A 19,092-nucleotide genomic window follows, 5' to 3' on the forward strand; every position below is an offset into this window, starting at 1 on the left:
ACGAGGGTCAGCTGCCGGCCCGTTCACGCAGCAGTGAGGTCACCACCTTGCCGTCGGCCTGTCCCTTGGTGGCCTTCATGACCGCGCCGACGAAGAACCCGGCGACCTTCTGGTTGCCGTCGCAGTAGCTCGCCCACTCGTCGGGGTGTTCGGCGATCAGCCCGTCGACGACCGACGCCAGCTCGCCGGTGTCCATGGCCTCGAACCCGTGCTCGGACGCGAGCTCCTCGGGGCCGCGTCCGGTTTCGACCATGTCGGCGAGCACCGTCTTGGCCTGGGTGGCGGTGAGCTCACCGCCGGTCTCCATGGCGATGAGGCGGGCGAAGGCCCGGGGGTCGAGGCGGTCGGCGCCGTCGACGGCGAGGTTGTTGTCGATGTGGGTGAGCACGCGGTCGGGAGCGGCGCCGGCTTCGATCGCCGCGAGGGCGAGGGGGTCGAGGTCGCGTTCGACGGTCATGGCCGCGGCCGACGGTTCGACCCCTGCTGCTTCGGCCACGGCCCGTCGACGGTCGGCGGGCAGCGGCGGGAGCGCCTCGTCGATGGCCCGGACATCGTCGTCGCTGGGCTCGAGCGGTACCAGGTCGGGTTCGGCGAAGTAGCGGTAGTCCTCGGCCTCCTCCTTGGAGCGCAACGTGTGGGTCCGACCGTCGGCCTCGTCCCAGTGGCGGGTCTGTTGGATCACCCGCTCGCCGGCTTCGAGCAGATCGACCTGTCGGAGGGCCTCGTAGTCGATGGCTCGGCCAAGCGACCGCAGGGAGTTGAGGTTCTTGATCTCGCACCGGGTGCCGAAAGGGTCGCCCGGGCGGTTGACCGACACGTTGGCGTCGACCCGCATCGAGCCCTCCTCCATCCTGGCGTCGGACACGTCGATGGCGAGGATGATCGCCCGCAGTTCGGCGACGTACTGGCGCGCCTGCTCGGCGGTGCGCAGGTCGGGCTTGCCGACGATCTCGATGAGCGGGACGCCCGCCCGGTTGTAGTCCACCAGGGAGTACCCGGCCTCGTGGATGCGACCGCCTCCTCCGACGTGGGTGCTCTTGCCGGTGTCCTCTTCGATGTGGGCCCGCTCGATCCCGACCCGGGTGCCGTCGGGCAGCTCGAGCCAGCCTTCGACGTTGGTGGGCAGGTCGTACTGCGACACCTGGTAGTCCTTGGGCATGTCGGGATAGAAGTAGTTCTTGCGGGCGAACACCGACCGGCGGACCTCGCAGTGCAGGGCACGACCGAGGCGCATCGCGTAGGTGACCGCAGACCCGTTGACCACCGGCAGCGAACCGGGCAGGCCGAGACACACCGGGCAGACGTTGGTGTTGGGCTCGGAACCGAACTGGTTGGGGCATCCGCAGAACAGCTTGGTGGCGGTGGAGAGCTCGCAGTGGACCTCGAGGCCGACGACCATCTCCCATCCCTCGGGCAGCACGGTGTCGCTCACGACGTCACCTCCTCGCGCACGGCGGCGGCTTCGAGCACCGCCGCGGTCCGGAACATGTCGATCTCGCCGAGGGACGGTGCCAACACCTGGACCCCGACCGGCAGGCCGTCGTCACCGGTACCGAAGGGGACCGACATGGCGGGGTCGCCGGAGAGGTTGGACGGGATCGTGCACACGTCGTTGAGATACATGGTGAGCGGGTCGGCGGTCTTGTCGCCGAGGGGGAAGGCAGTGGTGGGCGAGGTGGGCGACAACAGGACGTCGAAGCGCTGGTAGGCAGCGGTGAAGTCGCGGATGATCAGCGTGCGCACCTTCTGGGCCTTGCCGTAGTAGGCGTCGTAGTAGCCGGCGGACAGGGCGTAGGTGCCGAGCATGATCCGCCGCTTGACCTCGTCGCCGAACCCCGCGGTGCGGGTGGCCAGGTTCATCTCCGGGGTCGTGGCCGCGTCGACGCGGAGGCCATAGCGCACACCGTCGTAGCGGGCCAGGTTGCTCGACGCCTCGGCGGGGGCGATCAGGTAGTACGCCGACAGGCCGTAGACCGCAGCGGGGACCGACGCCTCGGCGACCTCGGCCCCGGCGGCGGCCAGGACCTCGGCCGCCTCGTTCACCCTGCGGGCCACATCGGGGGCGATGCCCTCACCGGAGAGCTCGGTCACGACGCCCACCCGCAGACCGGCGACACCGTCGGTGAGGTGACGGCGGACCGGTGGTACCGCTCGGGGGATCGAGGTGGAGTCGGCGGGATCGTGACCGCCGATGACCTCGAGGACCATCGCCGCGTCGTCGACGGTGGTGGCGAACGGACCGATCTGGTCGAGCGACGAGGCGAAGGCGATCAGCCCGTAGCGCGACACCAGCCCGTAGGTCGGCTTCACCCCGACCACGCCGCACAACGCCGCCGGCTGGCGGATCGAACCTCCGGTGTCGGACCCGAGGGCCAGCGGCGAGAACCCGGCCGCGACCGCGGCCGCCGAACCGCCGCTTGAGCCCCCGGGGACCCGGGAGGTGTCGTGGGGATTGCGGGTGGGGCCGAAGGCCGAGTTCTCGGTGGAGCTGCCCATGGCGAACTCGTCGAGGTTGGTCTTGCCGACCATCACCGCCCCCGCGTCGGCGAGGCGCTGCACCACGGTGGCGTCATAGGGCGGCCGCCACCCGTCGAGGATGCGCGACGAGCAGGTGGTGGCGACACCCCGGGTGCAGAGGTTGTCCTTGAGGGCGATGGGCACGCCGGCGAGGGGGCCGGGGTCCTCCCCCGCCTCCACCCGCTGGTCGATCGCGGCCGCGACCGAACGGGCGGCCTCGGCGGTGACCAGGTTGAAGGCGTGTATCTGGTCCTCACGAGCCTCGATGGCGGCGAGGTGCTCGTCGACGACGGCGAGCGCGCTGCGCTCGCCCGACCGGACCGCGGCAGACAGCGACGCGGCGGTCATGGTGTCTCCCCCAGCACGGGCGGCACCCGGAACATGGCGTCCTCGGCCGAGGGGGCCTCGGTGAGCACCTCGTCGCGGTCGAGGGTCGGGCGCACCTCGTCGGGCCGGAACACGTTCGCCAGCGGATAGGGATGAGCGGTGGGCTCGACGCCGGTGACGTCGAGGGCGCCGACGTCGCGTGCGTGCTCGAGCACCGCGGCGAGCTGTTCGGTGAAGTGGTCGAGCTCGTCGTCGGCGAGCTGCAGGCGGGCGAGATCGGCCACGTGGGCGACCTCGTCCCGGGAGATGGGGGCAGACATGGTCCCCGAGCCTACCGGTGGGCCGAGGGACCGCTGTCGTGGCCGTGGCACCCCTCGCTGACACCGCGACCGGCGCCCCTCCCTCCAGTCGACGGTCAGGTGGAGTGGCGGTCGACGATGCGCTGGGCGCGGGCCAGCACGGGTGCGTCTACCAGGGCACCCTCGAACCGGAACGCCCCCTCACCGGGACGGCGACCGGCTTCGGCCAGCACGGCCTCGGCCCAACCCAGCTCGGCGGGTGACCCGAACACCGAAGCGGCGACAGCAACCTGGCGCGGGTGGATGCAGAGCTTGGCCCCCATCCCGAGCGCCGCGGCGGACCTGCAGTCGGCTTCGAGACCTGCATCGTCGTCCATGGCGAGAAAGGGGCCGTCGATGGGCGGCGGCTTGCCGGCAGCCGCCGCCGCGAGTGCGAGCCGGGAGCGTGGCACCAGGAGCAGCGGCTCCGACGGGTCGACCCCAAGTGCAGCCGAGTAGTCGACCGCTCCGAACGCCAGCAGGTCGACCGCTTCGAGGGTTGCCAACGAGTCGCAACGAAGGATGCCCCGGGGGGTTTCGACCAGCGCGATCAGCACCTCGATCTGCGGGAGTGCGACGCGGACCCTGTCGACCACGGCTGCCGACTCCACCTTCGGGACCATCACTCCGCGGAGCTGTGGCAGTTCGGCGAGGACGGCCAGATCGGCCTCGAGGTGCTCGTCGGCGTTGAGCCGGACATGGACCGGCTGATCGGCGAGGTCGTCCACGAGCGACCGGCGGGCGGCATCCTTCGCCGACGGGGCCACGGCGTCCTCGAGGTCGACGATGACCGCGTCGGCGCCCGAGTCGAATGCCTTCGGCACACGGTCGACCCGTGTGGCAGGAACGAAGAGATAGGTCCTGGGCGTCATCGCTCGACGGCCGCGGTGGCGCTCATGGTCGTCGTCCCCCGCGGGTCGACCGCGACCAGCTCGACGGACTCTGCTTCGTTCCGATCGCCGCGGAGCCGGAGGGGGGCGCCGGCGAATGCAGGCGCTTGACCACGGAAGCGGAACCCAGCCAGGTGGTCCCGCTCGGAACCGAGCAGATCGAGGAGGAGAACCGCTTGCAGCGGCCCATGCACGACCAGACCTGGGTAGCCCTCGACGCCGGTTGCGTAGGCGAGGTCGTAGTGAATCCGGTGGGCGTTGTAGGTGAGCGCGGAGAACCGGAAGAGCATCCGGGAATCTGGAACGACCGTTCGTTCGAGGTCGGCCGACGCAATGGGCTCGCGATCGTCGGTGCCCGACGCATCAGCCTGCGGCCGCGAAGGACTCGAGCTGGTCGAGGCCGGACGGTAGACGAGGTCCTGCTCTTCGACGACGCCGAGCTGGCCCTCCGATGAGATCTCGTGCCGGACGGTCACAAAGATCAGCCGACCGCTGCGCCCCTCCTTCTCGACCGGGTCGGAATAGGTCGTCGTACGAGTCAACGGCGAACCGACCGCGAGCGGTGAGCGGAACTCGACCCGCCCGCCTGCGAACATCCGTCGATAGGTACCGTCGGTGGGCGCGGCGGGCATCGGGACATGTCCGTCTTCCTGCAACCCAGACTGCCGCGACTCCGGGAGGAACGCGAGCCAGTGCCACAGCGGAGGGAGCGGATCGCCCGGTCCCGGTGGTGGACCCTCGGCCTCGATCAGGTCGTGCAACGCCCGGACCGATCGAGGGTTGACCTCGTCGTGGGCAGTGAGGGGTTCGCGCGTCATCCCGATCTCGTCGCCTGGTCCGATCCACCGATGAGTCCGGAGGCACGCAACTGCTCGAGCCGTTCGGGGCCGAGACCCAGCAGCTCGGTGAGCACCTCATCGGTGTGCTCGCCGAGGAGGGGCGCCAGACGGACCTCGGGTGGGTTGTCGGCCGACCGCAGCACCGAGCCGGGCGCCGGGTATGTTCCGATGCCGGGCTGGTCGACCGACGCGAAGATCTGACTCTGGGCGAGCAGAGAGTCGTCATCGATCACCAGTTGCTCGACCGTGCGGTACGAACCCCACAGGACCCCGCTCGCGTCCAACTCCTTGGCCACCAAGTCATAGGGACGACTCGAGAACCAGGGGCGAAGCAGCGCGGCAAGGACCTCACGGTGGCGGTACCGCTCCTCCTCTCGACTCAGATCGGCCTCGAGCGACGTCTCGAGCGCCGCGACGACCTGCTCGAGGCGAGTGACCTCCAGGAGGTGCTTCCATTGACGTGGGGTGAGCGCCACCACCATCACCCGCTCGCCGTCGGCCGTGGCGAAGTCGCAGCCGAAGCTGCCGTAGAGGTAGTTGCCTTCACGCAGGCGGCTCCTGCCGTTGATCGCCACGTCACCGACGAACCCCAGGTGAGCCATCGTCGCCACCGCCACATCGGCCAAGGCGACGGTGATCGACTGCCCCTCGCCGGTGATCGTGCGATGACGCTCTGCCGCGAGCACCGCCATCGCCGCGTGGACACCGGTGAGGAGGTCCCAGGCAGGCAGAACGTGGTTGACCGGTTGATTGAGCGTCTCGGGTCCGGTGATGAGGGGGAGCCCCACACCCGAGTTGATGGTGTAGTCGACCGCTGGTCCGCCGCTGCTGAGCCCCTCGATCTGGACATGGATGAGGTCCTCACGCTCGGCCCGAAGCGCCTCGTAGCCGAGCCACTCCTGTCCAACCGCGTTGGTGAGCAGGATCCCACCAGCGGGCGCCTGTGCGCGCAGGAGGTCGGTCACAAGCTCGCGCCCCTCATCGGAGCGCAGGTCGATCTCGATCGAGCGCTTGGCTCGGTTGAGCCCTGCCCAGTAGATGCTCACACCGCTCGGAGCGAGGGGAAGCCGGCCCACGTCGGTCGCTCCTCCGACCGGGTCCACCCGCACCACCTCGGCACCGAGCTGGGCGAGCGCCATGGCACCTGACGGCCCGGCGACATAGGTCGAGACCTCGATCACCCGGAGGCCTTCGAGCGGTTGCCAGGCACCTGCGGTCAACGGTTCACTCCGATGTCTCTCGGCTGGATGTGCATGCCCGGACTGTAGATGAGCGCTCACATACATGTCGAGGTCCAGGAGGGTGTAGCGTCGTGCCCACCATGGGGAGGGCCTACCGTCGCACTGTCGGACACGACCGGGACGCGACCTTCGATCCCCTTGCCGAGGCCAATCGGCAGTTCCTCGCTCATGATCTGGACCGACCGCGTTCGATGCACGCCGCGGTCTCGCTCATCCACGCCCACCAGGTCGTGAGCACCCGGATCGAACGCACGCTTCGGCCCCTGGGGCTGACCTTCGCCCGCTACGAGGTGCTCATGCTGCTCTCGTTCTCTCGCTCCGGCTCCCTGCCCATCACCAAGGTCGGCGAGCGGCTCCTGGTCCACCCCACCGGCGCCACCAAGCTGGTCGACAAGCTCGAGGCCCAGGACTTGGTGTGCCGCAAGCCCAATCCGCAAGACCGCCGCGGCACCTTGGCCGAGATCACTCCGGCCGGGCGTCGACTCGGCCAGCGCGCCTCATCACTGCTCGGCGAGATCGGCTTCGGCGTCGACCTGCCCGACCCAGACCTCGAGACACTGATCGAACTGCTCCGGACCGTCCGATCGATGGAAGCCTGACTCGCAAGGCGCGCCCCCTTCGGGCCGGGTCTGCCCTGACCGGCGACGCTAGGAGCCGACTCGCCGGGCGAACTCGACGGCACGCTCGTTGATGAGCTCGCGGTCGTGGTCGAGGGTGGCGACGTGGTAGCTGCGTTCGAGAGCGACACGTTCGACCGGCCCGCCGACCGACGCGGCGATGTGCTCGCTGTGCTCGGGGGCGACGACGTGGTCCTGGGGGCTGGTGAGCAGCAGCACCGGGCACTCGATGGACCCGAGTCGACCGGCGAGCTCCTCGCCCTCGGTGAGCAGGCTGATGAGCGGCTTGACCGGGGTCTGCTCGTAGGCGAGCTCGGTCTGGTCGGGGTCGGCGATGTCGTTGCCGATCGCGTCGAACGCCTCCACCCCGGCATCGGCGAAGGCCTCGAGCCCGGCGAGGGTCTCGGCCGAAGACCCAGGGGGCGGGCATGCGGGGTTGATCAACACGATGCCGGCGATGTCGTGGTGTCGGGACGCCAGCCACAGGGTGAGGGTGCCGCCCATGGACAGCCCGGCGACGACCACCCGTTCGCATCGACCGGCCAGGTCGACATAGGCGGCTTCCGCCGCGGAGGACCAGTCGTCCCAGGCGGTGTCGAGCATCTCGTCGAGTGAGGTGCCGTGCCCGGGGAGCAAGGGCATCTCCACGCTGAACCCGGCGTCGACGAACGCCTCGGCCAGGCCACGCATCGACTGGGGCGTGCCGGTGATCCCGTGAAGAACCAGCACCCCGATGGGGCCGCCCTCGGCCGACAGTGGCTCGGCACCGGGGAGCACTTCGGCCCGGGCCTCGCCTTCGCGACGAATGGCGGTGTCGGGGGTGGGTTCGGGCATGGTGCTCCTCGGAGGGTGTGCGACCGGGTGGCTCAGCGGTACGGATCGTCGGTCGCGGGCTCGTCCCACCAGTCGTCGGGCGCAGGTGACCAGTTCGGATCCTCGTAGATGCAGTCGACCGGGCACGGCTCGACGCACTTGCCGCACCCCGAGCACAGCTCGGGGATGATGACGACGTCGATGCCGTGGTTGAAGATCGCCCCGAACTGGGGCGGGCAGTGGCGGATGCAGGTGTCACAGTTGATGCAGATCGACATGTCGATCCACAGCGGGACGTTCTTCCACTTGGGGTTGCGGGCGCGGGTCTCGAGGCGCCCGGGGCGCGACGCGGGTGTGGCCTCGGTGGCGGTCGCGCTGGCGTCGTTGCCGATGTCCCCCATGTCGGTACCTCCCTCTCACTCCACCCTACCGGTGTCGCGGCGGCGTCTTGTAGCGTTCACGCCGTGAACCGGCATCTGTTCCTCAGTTCGGAGTGGATCGAGGCGGCGCGCCAGATCCGTGACGAATACCACGACCGGCTTCCGCCCGCCCCCGTCGCGATTCGGGCCAACGTCACCGTCACCGATGCCCCCTTCGCCGACCAGTCGATCGCGGCCTACCTCGACACCAGTCAGGGCACCCTGATGCTCGACCTGGGTTCGATCGAGGACCCCGAGCTCCACATCCGGGTCGACTACGCCACCGCACGACGCCTCTTCGTCACCCGGGACCAGGGCGCTGCCATGGAAGCGTTCATGACCGGTCGCCTCGTCGTCGAGGGCGACTTCGCCAAGCTGATGGCGCTGCAGGGCCAACCCTTCGACCCCGTCGCCGAGGAGATCGCCGCCCGCCTCAGCGAGCTCACCGAGACCTGAGACCCGCCATCTGGAGGTCGGGGGGCTGGTCCTTGGTGGATCGAACCGACAGGGCACACATCATGCCCGCCACCGCGACCCCGGCGCCGACGAGGTAGGCCTGGGAGTACGACCCCACCAGCCCCTCGTCGGACACCCTGCTGGCCTGGACGGTCTGCAGGATCTGGATCCCCGCCACCACCGAGATCTGGGTCATCATCTGCTGGGCGGCACCGGCGATGCCGAGATCTCGCTCGTCGACGGCATTGGCGATCGATGCGGCCATCGCCGGCGACGCCGCCCCCATCCCGACACCCGAGAGTCCGAGCACCAGCACGATGAAGGGGTCGGGCGTGCCGGGAGCGACCTGGGCGAGGCCGACCATGGACGCCACCACGCACAGCGCGCCGAACGTGCCCGAGTTGCGCTCGCCGACCCGCACGGCCAGGTAGCCGGCGATGGGACCGGCGATGGCGAACAGCAGTGGCCGGGCGATGGACAGCAACCCGGTGCGGGTCTCGCCGTAGCCGAGGACGTCCTGGAGCAGCAGTGGGGTCATGATGAACCCGCCCATGTAGGCGAAGTTGGTGAGCATCAAGGCCCCGATCGGCATCGCGAAGTTGCGGCGGCGCAGGTACTCGAGCGGGACGAGCGGGTACGCGAACACCTTCTGACGCCACAGGAAGAGCACGATCCCCACCGGCAGCCAGGCGAACCCGGCGATGACGACCGGATGGTCCCAGCCCAGCAGCGGCCCCCGGTTGAGGGCGAGGACCGCGAACGCGGCAGTGCCACCCAACAGCACCGATCCGACCACGTCGAAGGGCTGGCGTTCGGTGCGCTCGCTCTCGGGCAACAGCGCGAACGCGATCAACAGGCCGGCGAGCACGAAGGGCACCTGACCGAGGAAGATCCACCGCCAGCCGAAGGCCTCGACGATCGGACCGCCGGCGACGACGCCGAGCACCGGTCCGCCGGCCATGACCAGCGACCAGTATCCCATCGCCTGCACCCGAGCCTCGCGGCTGAACAGGCGGTTGATCATCGCCATCGATGCCGGACCGCAGGCCGCTCCCAGGGTGGCGCCCAACACCCGGAAGGCGATGAGCGACCCGGCGCTCCAGCTCACGGCGGTGGCGGCGGCAAAGACCGCGGCTCCGCTCAACCCGATCAGGTAGATCCGGCGGTGGCCGTAGGTGTCGCCCAGCTTGCCCGCGGTCGGCCCGATGATGGCGAAGGCGAGCATGGGACCGGTGATGACCCAGGTGAGGGTGGCTTCGGTGGCATCGAGATCGCGGGCCATGCGGGGTATCGCCACCGCGAGGATCGTGATCGTGAACCCGACGGTGAAGAGCCCGAACAAGGCGGTCGCCAGCACGATCCAGGGATAGCGGGCGCTGTCGCCGAGCCGCCGCTGCACCCGCTCTCGCCACATGAGCGGCCACGGGACCACACTGATCGGCGTGATCCCCGGGGCTTCGGTGGTGAGGTCGGTGGGGCCGGACCGTCCCTCAGTGTCCACGACGGCCGAGACTACTCATGCTCACCGTCGCCCCCTTCGGGTAGCCAGAGACTTCGGTCACCTCACCGAGGACGTCCGCTGACCGGGATTTCCACCCCCGAGTCCTCGTCGCACCGACGCGGCGTCCGACCACTCCCCCATGCTCGAGCGCAAGCTCCGTCGACGCGCCCGGAGAGGTTGGCCCCAACGATCTGTCGAGGCCGCCCCGCCCCCGGCGCCATGGGGGATCGACTCCGAACCTCCGCGACCCATCCTCAGCGAAGGTCCGTCCGGCTCGGTCATCTACGTGGGCCGCGCTCCGGTGTTCGACCGCCGTCTGGGAGTGGCGGGGTTCCAGCTGCTCATCGACGAGTTCGAGCCCGGCTCCGCACCCGATGAGCGCCGCCCCTCCCACGACGCGCGGCGCTCGCGTCAGCTGCTCACACGGGCGTTGCTGGAGGTGGGCCTCGACAGCCTCATCGGGGGCAAGCTCGGCTTCGTCGAGGTCCCCGTCGACGTGCTCGCCGACGGGGCGCACCTAGCCCTTCCTCCCCATCGGATGGTGCTCGAGGTCGGCGGTGAGATCGACGAGCGCGGAGTGGAGGTGCTGCGTCAGGTCCGAGCCGACGGCTACCGAGCGGTCATCGGGTCGCTGGACCGGTGCAGTGATCGGGCCGAGGCGGTCCGGTCCTGTGCCGGAATCCGGGTAGATCACCGCGACGCCGGAGCCGACGACGCCGTGGCCGAGGTGCTGAACCACACCCCTCGTGCCCAGGTGCTGGTCACCCACCTCCCCGACACCGGAGCGGTAGAACGGTGCCGCCAACTCGGCGCGACGTGGATGCGAGGCGATGTGTTGCGCCCCGCCGAGCAGATCGACGAACCGACGGTCCCGCTGCAGCGCTTCACCGTGTTGCAGCTGCTGGCTGCGCTGGAACGCCCCGAGGTCGACTTCGACGACATCGACGACCTCGTGAGCACCGACCTGGGCATGTCCTACAAGCTGTTGCGGATGGCGAACTCGAGCTACCTCGCGCTCGAACGGCGGGTCGAGCGCACCCGTGACGCCATCGTCTACCTGGGGATCGACACCGTGCGGGCCGCCGCCGCACTGCTCGCCCTGTCGGAGGTGACCGACCACCCGCCCGAGATCGTGCAGCTCAGCCTCATCCGGGCCCGACACTGCGAGGAGTTGGTGCGCCGACAGCATCCCGAGCTGACCCACGCCGCCTTCACCACCGGGCTGTTCTCCACCCTCGACACGCTGCTCGGACTGTCCATGGATCAGATCCTGTTGCGGATCCCCATCGCCGACCGCATCGCCGACGCCCTGCGGCACCGGGCAGGGGCGCTCGGATCCGTGCTCGAGATCGTCATCGCCTACGAGCGCGGGGACCTGGCGCGGCTCAACCTGCTCGGCGCCGACCCGTCGGCGACCGTGCTCGGCTACCGCCAGGCCCTGGCCTGGATGAACGACATCGTGCTCGGACTCGACGGCCCTCCCCGGCTGGCCCATCGCTGAACGCGCGGCCCCGGGAGGGGCCGAAGAGCGATGGCCGGCCTCAGGCGCCGGCAGCCGCCGAGCTGGTCACGCTCTCGCGATCGTCGACCACCCCGTCGATGCCAAGGTTGCGCATCGACTCCACCGACCGGTTCGACGCGTCGAGCCGGGTCCGCCAGTCGGCGTGAGCGGCGACCTCGGCGGCGAAGCGGGCCTTGCGGATCGCGACGCGACCGACCGGCTTGGTCTCGGTCCCGGGTTCGTACTGGGCGTCGATGGCATCGCGGATCATCTCGACCGCATCGGCGCGCAGCTGCGACACCCGGGACGGGGTCACGCCCAGGAACTCTGCCAGCTCCTCGAAGGATCGCTGCTCGATGTAGTGACCGACCACCACGATGCGGTGCCGCTCGGGCAGGTGCTTCAGCGCCGCACGGAGATAGCCCTTGAGCTCTTCCTGCTCGAGGACCTCATCGGGGCTGGAGGCGCTCCGATCGACCAGTCGCTCCAGCGGGCTGGTGCCCTCATCGTCGGTCGGTCGCAGCTCGAGCGACTGAACGACACCGCGATGCACCCGTCCACGCAGCTCCTGGATCTCCGATTCGGCGACACCCAGCTCGCCGGACAACTCGGTGTCCGATGGGGTGCGGCCGGTTCGGCTGGCGAAGGCCTGGGTGGCAGCATCGGCCTGACGTGCCATCTGGCGGGTGGAGCGCGGCGCCCAGTCGGCGCTGCGAACGGCGTCGAGCACCGCGCCCCGGATCCGACGGGCGGCGTAGCGACCGAAGGGCACGCCCCGATCGGCGTCGAAGCGCAGTGCCGCCTCGACCAATCCGAGGGTGCCGGCGGCGATGAGCTCGCCACGGTCGACGTGGCGAGGAAAGCCTGCGCTCGCTCGCAGCACGAGGTGCTCGACCAGCGGAAGGTGAGAGTCGACCAGTGCTTGCTGTTCGGCGTTCATCCTGGTGTTGCTCCCCTGCGAGTCCCGATGTTCCACGCACAGGGCATCGAGCGAACAACGCCAGAACTGGAGGGCTTTTCACGGCTCGAGCTCGAAATGATCCGCTGGCCCCATGCCGTTCGACCCATCTTGGTCCGCAAGCTCGGAGCGGGGTGGGTCGAACGACCTGTACAGCGTAAGAACGCGATGCCGGGAGGGTCGCTCGCGGGGACGCGGCGTCCGCGCGGTCAGGACGGTCGAGGAGCGCGGGGCAGACGGCCGAGATCGTCGGAGCGCACCGTCGCCGCCGACTGGTTGGCGCGCTGGATCTCGGCGTGGACCTCCTCGCGGTGCACCGTGACGCTTCGGGGTGCATCGATCCCGAGGCGGACCTGGTCGCCCCGGATCTCGAGGACGGTGACCACCACCTCACCGCCGATGACGATCGATTCGTTGGATCGGCGTGACAGGACCAGCATCAGGCCGCCGCCAGCGGCATGCGGGCGGAGTAGTCCGAGTCGCCGAGGACGATCTGGCGTCCCTCGCGCGTGGTGGCGTTGACGATCAAGGGACCGAGAAGGTTGGCGGTGACGGCTTCGTCGCTGAAGGTGAGCAGGCACAACACGAGTGCATCGGCAGGGTCGGTGAGTCCGAGCGTCTCTTGATCGGGCATGGACAGCTCGGGTTCGTAGTCGGGGAAGAACGCCCACGGCACCGCCGCCAGGAAGGCGAGTTGCGGATCGTCGAGGGCCTGCAACCAGAAGTAGGTGCCGTCGTCGCCGGCGTCGAGGAGGGCGAAGCGACGCGCGTCGGGGAAGCCGAGCAGACCGTCGGGAAAGGTCAGGACCTTGGTGTCGTCGACCTCGACCGCGCCCAGACGTTCGGACTCAATGAGCACCGTCTGAGCCTACCGATTCGGAGTGTGCGGGTGGGGACCCTTGGGGGCTGGGTGAGGAGGCGGCCGTCCCCGGCCGCGCCTGGTCCTCGGGCATCGCTCCCGCCTCGTCGACGGAGCGACCGCGGCCGGCGAGGGCCAACGCCCCTCCCAGGAGTCCGGCCAGCACCCACACGACCACGAGGGTGGCGGCGTAGATCGCGAGTGCGGTGGGCACCGACTGGCGGCCGAACAGCGCCGCGCCGAGGACCGGAGCGGCCACCACGGTGCCCACCACCAGGGTGATCCCGAAGTGCATGCCGGGCTCTGGGCTCGACAGCTCCCTCGCCACCCGTGATGCCAGCTGATGATCACTCATCGCGATGCTCATCGATCCTCCGTTCGTACAGCAGTGAGGCCCACAGCTCGCTGGTCGCCCGTCGCCCGTCGATGGCCAGCACCGGCAGGTCCAGCTCGAGGAACAGCTCGGGTTCGGCTGCGGTATCGACCTCGACGACGTCGAGCCCGTCCACGCCACCCAGCGCGAGGGCCTTGGCCGCCAGGTGGTCGCTGAGCTGCCAGGCCTTGGCCACCAGCCGCACCTGATCGGCCTGCACCGCCTGGAGCATCGACTCGGCCCAGGCATGGCCCTCGCGCCCGGGAGCGAGCTCAACCAGCAACACCGTCGCGTGACCGCTCCCCCGCCAGCGACTGGCCCTGGCCCGCGCCTGGCCCGGCGTCGTGATCTCCAGCCACGGTGGTGTGCCCTCGACCGGTTCGGACCGGGCGATCACCACGTCGGAGACATCGAGACCCAGCTGGGCAGTGAGCGCGTCCGCCGCCAACCGCGACGATGCCAGGTCCCCGACCACGGCGATTACCGGTGCCGCGGTGTCGGGAAGCGCCTCGCCGGGCACGAGCTGGTCGAGGTGGGCGAGCAGCGACCTCAGGTCGAGGTCGCGCAGGCGCCGGGTGCGTGGGGCCGGGACCGCAGCCAGACCCGACGACCGTGGGCGTGTCATCGGCGATACCGCGGCGCTCGGGGCAGCGACCGAGGCAGCGGCGGTCTGGTGGTGGGCATGGTCCGAACCCACCGCGGCGTCCCGCTGGGCAGACGCGAGTGCCAGGGCGAACTCCGCGACCTGCGGTGAGCCGACGTCGTCGACAGAGCCGCCGGTCTCGCGACGGTCGTCGACCGCCAGCGCCATGGCCAGGAACGGATCATCGTCGTGCCCATCGGCTCCCGCACCGTCCGCGGGGCGGCGCTGCTCGGGCCCATCGACCTGGTCGCGAAGGGTCGCACCGTCGTGCTCCACCACCACCTCGAACCACTCGTGGGCGAAGAAGCCGGCGAATCCGCCGCGGCGGCTGCGAGTGGCGTCGACGATCGTCACATCGGGTCCGAGCTCGCGTTGCACCCGCTCGAGGAGATCCTCGAGCCGGGGTCCGTCAAACTTGAGCAGGTTCTTCAAGGCTCACCGTCCCGAGGGTCTCGATGGTCAGATGCTCGGCCAGCTCGTCGTAGGAGAGGACCGGAAGCTGGGGAATGATGCGAACGAGGAACCGGCGCAGCGGGGACCGCAGCATCGGCGCACAGACGAGCACGGGCGATCGTCCGGTCGCCTCGGCTGCCATGAGGCGTTCGGCGACCGCCCGGCTGAACGCTTCGGCGTGGTCGGCCTCGATGGCCAGGACGCGTCCTTCCTCACCTGGCTGCACCGACGACACCAGCGCCCGCTCGAGCATCGGTTCGAGGGTCAGCACCGGCAAGCTGCCGTCCTGGGCGTAGCCCATGGAGATCGCGGGGCCCACCGCCGACCGGGCGGCGTCGATGAGCTGTTCGGTGTCGCGGGTCTGGCGGGCGCGCTGACCAACCGCATCGAGGATCCGGACGAGATCGCGGATCGACACCTGTTCGGCAAGCAGCCCCTGGAGCACCAGCTGGATCTCCCCGGGGGTGACCTGGGCGGCGGTCAGGTCCTCGACGATCGCCGGGTCCGAACGCTTCACCAGGTCGACGAGGCCCTTGACGTCCTGGCGACCCAGCAGGTCGGGGGCGTGGCGCCGACAGATCTCGGCCAGGTGAGTGGTGATGACCGAGGCCCGGTCCACCACCGTGCCGCCGACCGCTTCGGCGTGGGCCCGGTGACCGGTGGGGATCCACTTCGCGGGCAGTCCGAAGACCGCTTCGCGGGTCTCGGCCCCGGGGAGCGCGGCGAGGTCGTCAGCGATGACCAGCACCTGGCCGGGTGGAGCCGACCCCCGACCGACCTCGACGCCGTGGAGACGGACCACGTAGGTGCCGAGCGGTAGATCGAGGTTGTCGCGTGTGCGGACCGGCGGGATGATCACGCCCATCTCCATCGCCAGCTTGCGCCGCAGCCCGCGGACCCGGTCGAGCAGGTCGCCGCCGGCGGTGGGATCGACGAGATCGACCAGGTCGACCGCCAGCTCCAGGCTCACCGGCTCGACCTTCATGGAACGGGCGAGCTCAACCGGGTCGTCGGGATCGGGAGGCGGAGGCATGCGCTCGGGCTCGGCATCGAGCTCGGCGGCCTCCTTGCCGAGCCGCCGACCGACCACGAGCAGGGTCGATCCGACGACGAGGAAGGGAAGCACCGGGAGACCGGGCACGAATCCGATGCCGATCAAGGCGATGCCGCCGGTCTTGAGCGCATGGTGCTGGGCGGCGAACTGGCGGAACACGTCGGTGCCGAGGTCGGACTCGCCGGCGGCTCTGGTGACGACCAGGCCGGCCGAGATCGACACCAACAGGGCGGGGATCTGGGAGACGAGCCCGTCGCCCACGGTGAGGAGGCTGTAGCGCGAGACGGCGTCACCGACGGGCAGGCCCAACTGCGCGACCCCGATGACGAGACCGCCGATGAGGTTGACGACGGTGATGATGATGGCGGCGATGGCATCGCCCTTGACGAACTTGGACGCACCGTCCATCGCCCCGTAGAAGTCGGCCTCGGCGCCGATCTCGGCCCGGCGAACCCGCGCCTCGTTGTCGTCGATCACCCCGGCGTTGAGGTCGGCATCGATGGCCATCTGCTTGCCGGGCATGGCGTCGAGGGTGAACCGCGCCCCCACCTCGGCCACCCGGGTGGCCCCGTTGGTGATCACGACGAACTGAATGATCACCAGGATCAGGAAGACGACGAGCCCGACCACGATCGAACCGGCGATCACGAAGTTGCCGAAGGCGTCGATGACCTCGCCCGCTTCGCCCCGACTGAGGATGAGGCGGGTCGAGCTGACGTTGAGGCCCAACCGGAACAAGGTGGCGACCAGCAGCAGCGACGGGAACACCGCCAGGTCGAGCACCCGGCTGACGTTGAGGCTGGCGAGCAGCAACAGGACCGCAGCGGCGATGTTGATGGTCAGCAACAGATCCAGCAGCCACGTGGGCAGCGGGATCACCATCATCGCCACCACGAAGATGACGGCAGCTGGGAAGAGGGTCCTTCCGATGCGTCGGTCGCTCACAGCTCTCTGTCGGTTGCCGGGCGTCCGTGCCGGTGGGTCTCCGCCGTCCTGGCGGGAGAACTCGCTGTTGGTCTCGCTGGTGTTCGGCAGCAACCTGGCCGAGATGAGGCTAGGACGCGTGCTCTTCGGCGGCGCCCTGGTCCCGCAACCGTCGTCGGGTGCGGTTCGCGGCGGCCAGATCCGAGAGCGCGGGGTCCCAGGTCACCGGCACCTCGAGCAGGTGCTCGCCGCTGATCGAGGGATGCAGACGCAGACGGTGGACGAAGGCGAGGACGGTGGCGACACCCTCGAACAGAGTGCGGGGGATCTCCTCGTCGACCCGACAGGATGCATAGAGCGCACGGGCGAGCGGCCTGGACTCGACGATCGGCACCGACGCCATCCTGGCCTCGTGTCGGATCCTCGAGGCGACGGCGTCGGCTCCCCGTGCCACCACCCGGGGGGCACCGGTCTCGGGGCGGTACCGCAGCGCCACCGCGACGTGAGTCGGGTTGGTGACCACCACGTCGGCATCGCCGACGGTGGCGATCATCCGGTTGCGGGAGGCGCTCATGCGGATCGCCCGCTGGCGGGCCTTCACCTGTGGATCGCCCTCGGTGTTCTTGGTCTCCTGCTTGACGTCGTGTTTGGACATCATCATGTCCTTGTCGGTGCGCCAGCGCTGGAACGCGTAGTCGGCGAGGGCGATCACCAGACCGACCACCGCGGTGATCCTGACGATGGCAAGGGTGCTGCCGGCCACATAGGCGATGGCCGAACGAAGCTCGAACTGCATGTCGCCGCTGAGGTCCCTCGCCACGCCGTACAGCAGCGGGATGGAGACCAGCCCGACGACCGACATCTTGGCCACACCGGTGGCTGCCTGCCACGCGGTGCGGACCGAGAACAGCCGCTTGAACCCCTGAATGGGATCGATCCGCTTCGGCTGGGGCTTGAGCGGCTTGCCCGAGAGCACGAAGCCGACCTGGGCCAGGGTCACCCCGATCGACAGCAGCATCGCCCCCACCAGAAAGACCGAGAGCAGGCCGAACACCGACACCGCCAGCGATGACGTCACCTGGTGCATGGAAGCGACCTCGGGCCGCGCGATCACATCGGGGAGCCTGGTGAACAGGTCGGTGAGCCGGCCCCCGACGCCCGAGATGAGCAGCGGGATCACGAACGAACCGCCGAGCACCGCGACCCACCCGTAGAGATCCTGCGACTTGGCGATCTGGCCTTCCTTGCGCGACTCCCGACGCTTGCGCGGGGTGGCCTTCTCGGTCTTCTGACTCTTGTCCTCGGCCACCGCTCACCCCCCGAACCAGGCGTTGGGAGCCATGACCGACTGCTCCACGATCCGCGCCACGGCCGCGGGGAGCACCGCCAGGGTGAGCCCACCGAGGAAGATCAGCACCAGGATCTTGACGTTGAAGCCGATGACCAGGATGTTGATCTGGGGAGCTGCCCTGCTCAGCAGCCCCAACGCCACCTCGGCCAGGAACAGCGCGGCCAGCATCGGGAACGCGATCTGGGCCGCGGCCACGAAGAAGGTCGTGACGTCGCCGACGAGGAACTCGGCGTAGCCGTCGAGCTGGAGCCCGCTGAGCGGCGCCGCCTCGAAGCTGGCCATCAGGCCCCGGACCAGCATGAGATGGCCGTCGATGGCGAACAGGATCGTGATGGCCACGAGCTGGAACAGCCGACCCATCGGGGTGGACGACGCGTTGGAGAACGGGTCGTACAGCGACGCGCTGGCAAAGGCGCCTGCCATGTCGATCATCTGACCGGCAGCCTGGACCGCGGCGAAGAACAGCTGCACGACGAAGCCCAACGCCACACCGACCAGCGCCTGGTAGGCGAGCATGGTCACGAAGGTCGTCGTCTCGAGCACGCCGGGGTCGGCATCGAAGGTGGGCGCCAGCAGCATCGCCAGCGACACCGAGATGGCCAGCTTCACCCGGATGGGTACGGCGTTGGAGTTGAACGGCGGCGCCACCGCGATCCACGCTCCGGTACGCACCAGGGCGAAGAGGAACCCGGCGAGAAGCGTGGGGTCGATGTCGAGGACCATCGGGGCGCGTCGTCCGGCTCAGCTGAGGAGGGTGGGGACGAGCTCGAACAACGACTCGGTGAAGGCCACGGCCTCGGCCAGCATCCAGGCGCCACCGACGAGCAGCACCACCGCGGTGCCGATGAACTTGGGCACGAAGGTGAGCGTGGGCTCCTGGATCTGGGTGACCGACTGCACCAGGCCGACGCCCAGGCCGAGACCGAGGGTGGTCAACAGGATGGGGCCGGCCAGCTTGGCGGCCAGCAGCATGGCCTGGAGGCCGATCTGCACCACCATCGAATCGGTCATGACAGCT

21 protein-coding genes are annotated in these 19,092 nt (G+C 69.5%); 3 read left to right on the forward strand and 18 right to left on the reverse strand.

Going from position 1 to position 19,092, the window contains the following annotated elements; translation table 11 throughout:
- Positions 1–7: 7 nt before the first annotated feature.
- The 6 genes from gatB to U5K29_10250 all read right to left on the reverse strand — a co-directional run bounded on the left by gatB (position 8) and on the right by U5K29_10250 (position 6,131).
- Positions 8–1,432, reverse strand: a complete 1,425-nt coding sequence (gatB, locus tag U5K29_10225; protein MDZ7678914.1) for an Asp-tRNA(Asn)/Glu-tRNA(Gln) amidotransferase subunit GatB — start codon at positions 1,430–1,432, stop codon at positions 8–10.
- Positions 1,429–2,865: an Asp-tRNA(Asn)/Glu-tRNA(Gln) amidotransferase subunit GatA gene (gatA, locus tag U5K29_10230; GenBank protein MDZ7678915.1), complete on the reverse strand. Its 1,437-nt coding sequence runs from the start codon at positions 2,863–2,865 to the stop codon at positions 1,429–1,431. The genes gatB and gatA overlap by 4 nt, the downstream gene beginning before the upstream one ends.
- Complete coding sequence (gene gatC / locus U5K29_10235) at positions 2,862–3,164, reverse strand: Asp-tRNA(Asn)/Glu-tRNA(Gln) amidotransferase subunit GatC (GenBank protein MDZ7678916.1); 303 nt, start codon at positions 3,162–3,164, stop codon at positions 2,862–2,864. Before gatC ends, gatA begins: the two co-directional genes overlap by 4 nt.
- 95 nt (positions 3,165–3,259) lie before the next feature.
- Complete coding sequence (locus U5K29_10240) at positions 3,260–4,054, reverse strand: CoA ester lyase (GenBank protein ID MDZ7678917.1); 795 nt, start codon at positions 4,052–4,054, stop codon at positions 3,260–3,262.
- The gene (locus U5K29_10245; GenBank protein ID MDZ7678918.1) at positions 4,051–4,890 is read right to left on the reverse strand and encodes a hypothetical protein; all 840 of its coding nucleotides are present in this window, start codon (positions 4,888–4,890) and stop codon (positions 4,051–4,053) included. Before U5K29_10245 ends, U5K29_10240 begins: the two co-directional genes overlap by 4 nt.
- On the reverse strand, positions 4,887–6,131 hold the full coding sequence (locus U5K29_10250) for a CoA transferase (protein ID MDZ7678919.1): 1,245 nt from the start codon (positions 6,129–6,131) through the stop codon (positions 4,887–4,889). Before U5K29_10250 ends, U5K29_10245 begins: the two co-directional genes overlap by 4 nt.
- A gap of 101 nt (positions 6,132–6,232) precedes the next feature.
- On the opposite strand from U5K29_10250, the gene U5K29_10255 reads away from it, so the two are divergent.
- Entirely contained in the window at positions 6,233–6,751 is a 519-nt protein-coding gene (locus tag U5K29_10255) for a MarR family transcriptional regulator (protein ID MDZ7678920.1), read from the forward strand.
- A gap of 48 nt (positions 6,752–6,799) precedes the next feature.
- Here the strand turns inward: U5K29_10255 and U5K29_10260 are convergent, their stop codons facing one another.
- Together U5K29_10260 and U5K29_10265 are read right to left on the reverse strand one after the other, a co-directional pair.
- Positions 6,800–7,603 (reverse strand): alpha/beta fold hydrolase, encoded by an 804-nt coding sequence (locus tag U5K29_10260; protein MDZ7678921.1) that lies wholly within the window; start codon positions 7,601–7,603, stop codon positions 6,800–6,802.
- 32 nt (positions 7,604–7,635) lie between these two features.
- Positions 7,636–7,983 carry a 4Fe-4S binding protein gene (locus U5K29_10265; protein MDZ7678922.1) on the reverse strand — a complete coding sequence of 116 codons (348 nt, stop codon included), beginning with the start codon at positions 7,981–7,983 and terminating at the stop codon, positions 7,636–7,638.
- A 63-nt stretch (positions 7,984–8,046) separates the two neighbouring features.
- Here U5K29_10265 and U5K29_10270 point away from each other — a divergent pair, with 63 nt between their 5' ends.
- Positions 8,047–8,457, forward strand: coding sequence for an SCP2 sterol-binding domain-containing protein (locus tag U5K29_10270; GenBank protein MDZ7678923.1), 411 nt, complete (start codon positions 8,047–8,049; stop codon positions 8,455–8,457).
- Here U5K29_10270 and U5K29_10275 read toward each other — a convergent pair.
- The gene (locus U5K29_10275) at positions 8,444–9,958 is read right to left on the reverse strand and encodes an MFS transporter (protein MDZ7678924.1); all 1,515 of its coding nucleotides are present in this window, start codon (positions 9,956–9,958) and stop codon (positions 8,444–8,446) included. The two genes, U5K29_10270 and U5K29_10275, sit on opposite strands and share 14 nt — an antisense overlap.
- A 139-nt stretch (positions 9,959–10,097) precedes the next feature.
- On the opposite strand from U5K29_10275, the gene U5K29_10280 reads away from it, so the two are divergent.
- The gene (locus U5K29_10280; GenBank protein ID MDZ7678925.1) at positions 10,098–11,459 is read left to right on the forward strand and encodes an HDOD domain-containing protein; all 1,362 of its coding nucleotides are present in this window, start codon (positions 10,098–10,100) and stop codon (positions 11,457–11,459) included.
- Positions 11,460–11,499: 40 nt separating this feature from the next.
- Here the strand turns inward: U5K29_10280 and U5K29_10285 are convergent, their stop codons facing one another.
- From U5K29_10285 to U5K29_10325, 9 genes are all read right to left on the reverse strand, one after another.
- A complete protein-coding gene (locus tag U5K29_10285) occupies positions 11,500–12,399 on the reverse strand; it encodes a sigma-70 family RNA polymerase sigma factor (GenBank protein MDZ7678926.1) in 900 nt (299 codons plus the stop codon).
- A 227-nt stretch (positions 12,400–12,626) separates the two neighbouring features.
- Entirely contained in the window at positions 12,627–12,857 is a 231-nt protein-coding gene (csrA, locus tag U5K29_10290) for a carbon storage regulator CsrA (protein MDZ7678927.1), read from the reverse strand.
- Complete coding sequence (locus tag U5K29_10295; GenBank protein MDZ7678928.1) at positions 12,857–13,276, reverse strand: flagellar assembly protein FliW; 420 nt, start codon at positions 13,274–13,276, stop codon at positions 12,857–12,859. The genes csrA and U5K29_10295 overlap by 1 nt, the downstream gene beginning before the upstream one ends.
- Entirely contained in the window at positions 13,266–13,631 is a 366-nt protein-coding gene (locus U5K29_10300) for a hypothetical protein (protein MDZ7678929.1), read from the reverse strand. Before U5K29_10300 ends, U5K29_10295 begins: the two co-directional genes overlap by 11 nt.
- Entirely contained in the window at positions 13,624–14,724 is a 1,101-nt protein-coding gene (locus tag U5K29_10305) for a hypothetical protein (protein MDZ7678930.1), read from the reverse strand. The genes U5K29_10300 and U5K29_10305 overlap by 8 nt, the downstream gene beginning before the upstream one ends.
- Positions 14,702–16,744: a flagellar biosynthesis protein FlhA gene (gene flhA, locus U5K29_10310; GenBank protein MDZ7678931.1), complete on the reverse strand. Its 2,043-nt coding sequence runs from the start codon at positions 16,742–16,744 to the stop codon at positions 14,702–14,704. Before flhA ends, U5K29_10305 begins: the two co-directional genes overlap by 23 nt.
- Before the next feature lie 109 nt (positions 16,745–16,853).
- Positions 16,854–18,032 carry an EscU/YscU/HrcU family type III secretion system export apparatus switch protein gene (locus U5K29_10315; protein ID MDZ7678932.1) on the reverse strand — a complete coding sequence of 393 codons (1,179 nt, stop codon included), beginning with the start codon at positions 18,030–18,032 and terminating at the stop codon, positions 16,854–16,856.
- 3 nt (positions 18,033–18,035) lie between these two features.
- Entirely contained in the window at positions 18,036–18,797 is a 762-nt protein-coding gene (gene fliR, locus U5K29_10320; protein MDZ7678933.1) for a flagellar biosynthetic protein FliR, read from the reverse strand.
- 18 nt (positions 18,798–18,815) lie between these two features.
- Complete coding sequence (locus tag U5K29_10325; protein ID MDZ7678934.1) at positions 18,816–19,085, reverse strand: flagellar biosynthetic protein FliQ; 270 nt, start codon at positions 19,083–19,085, stop codon at positions 18,816–18,818.
- Between the last annotated feature and the right edge of the window lie 7 nt (positions 19,086–19,092).

This window comes from Acidimicrobiales bacterium (assembly GCA_034521975.1).
Classification (GTDB): Bacteria; Actinomycetota; Acidimicrobiia; order Acidimicrobiales; family SKKL01; genus SKKL01.

What these genes read in the sequence shown, in the direction of transcription:
- gatA (MDZ7678915.1), bottom strand. Translation starts at nt 2,865, where the DNA reads ATGACCGCCGCGTCGCTGTCTGCCGCGGTCCGGTCGGGCGAGCGCAGC.
- gatC (MDZ7678916.1), bottom strand. Translation starts at nt 3,164, where the DNA reads ATGTCTGCCCCCATCTCCCGGGACGAGGTCGCCCACGTGGCCGATCTC.
- U5K29_10240 (MDZ7678917.1), bottom strand. Translation starts at nt 4,054, where the DNA reads ATGACGCCCAGGACCTATCTCTTCGTTCCTGCCACACGGGTCGACCGT.
- U5K29_10245 (MDZ7678918.1), bottom strand. Translation starts at nt 4,890, where the DNA reads ATGACGCGCGAACCCCTCACTGCCCACGACGAGGTCAACCCTCGATCG.
- U5K29_10255 (MDZ7678920.1), top strand. Translation starts at nt 6,233, where the DNA reads ATGGGGAGGGCCTACCGTCGCACTGTCGGACACGACCGGGACGCGACC.
- U5K29_10260 (MDZ7678921.1), bottom strand. Translation starts at nt 7,603, where the DNA reads ATGCCCGAACCCACCCCCGACACCGCCATTCGTCGCGAAGGCGAGGCC.
- U5K29_10265 (MDZ7678922.1), bottom strand. Translation starts at nt 7,983, where the DNA reads ATGGGGGACATCGGCAACGACGCCAGCGCGACCGCCACCGAGGCCACA.
- U5K29_10280 (MDZ7678925.1), top strand. Translation starts at nt 10,098, where the DNA reads ATGCTCGAGCGCAAGCTCCGTCGACGCGCCCGGAGAGGTTGGCCCCAA.
- U5K29_10285 (MDZ7678926.1), bottom strand. Translation starts at nt 12,399, where the DNA reads ATGAACGCCGAACAGCAAGCACTGGTCGACTCTCACCTTCCGCTGGTC.
- csrA (MDZ7678927.1), bottom strand. Translation starts at nt 12,857, where the DNA reads ATGCTGGTCCTGTCACGCCGATCCAACGAATCGATCGTCATCGGCGGT.
- U5K29_10300 (MDZ7678929.1), bottom strand. Translation starts at nt 13,631, where the DNA reads ATGAGTGATCATCAGCTGGCATCACGGGTGGCGAGGGAGCTGTCGAGC.
- fliR (MDZ7678933.1), bottom strand. Translation starts at nt 18,797, where the DNA reads ATGGTCCTCGACATCGACCCCACGCTTCTCGCCGGGTTCCTCTTCGCC.
- U5K29_10325 (MDZ7678934.1), bottom strand. Translation starts at nt 19,085, where the DNA reads ATGACCGATTCGATGGTGGTGCAGATCGGCCTCCAGGCCATGCTGCTG.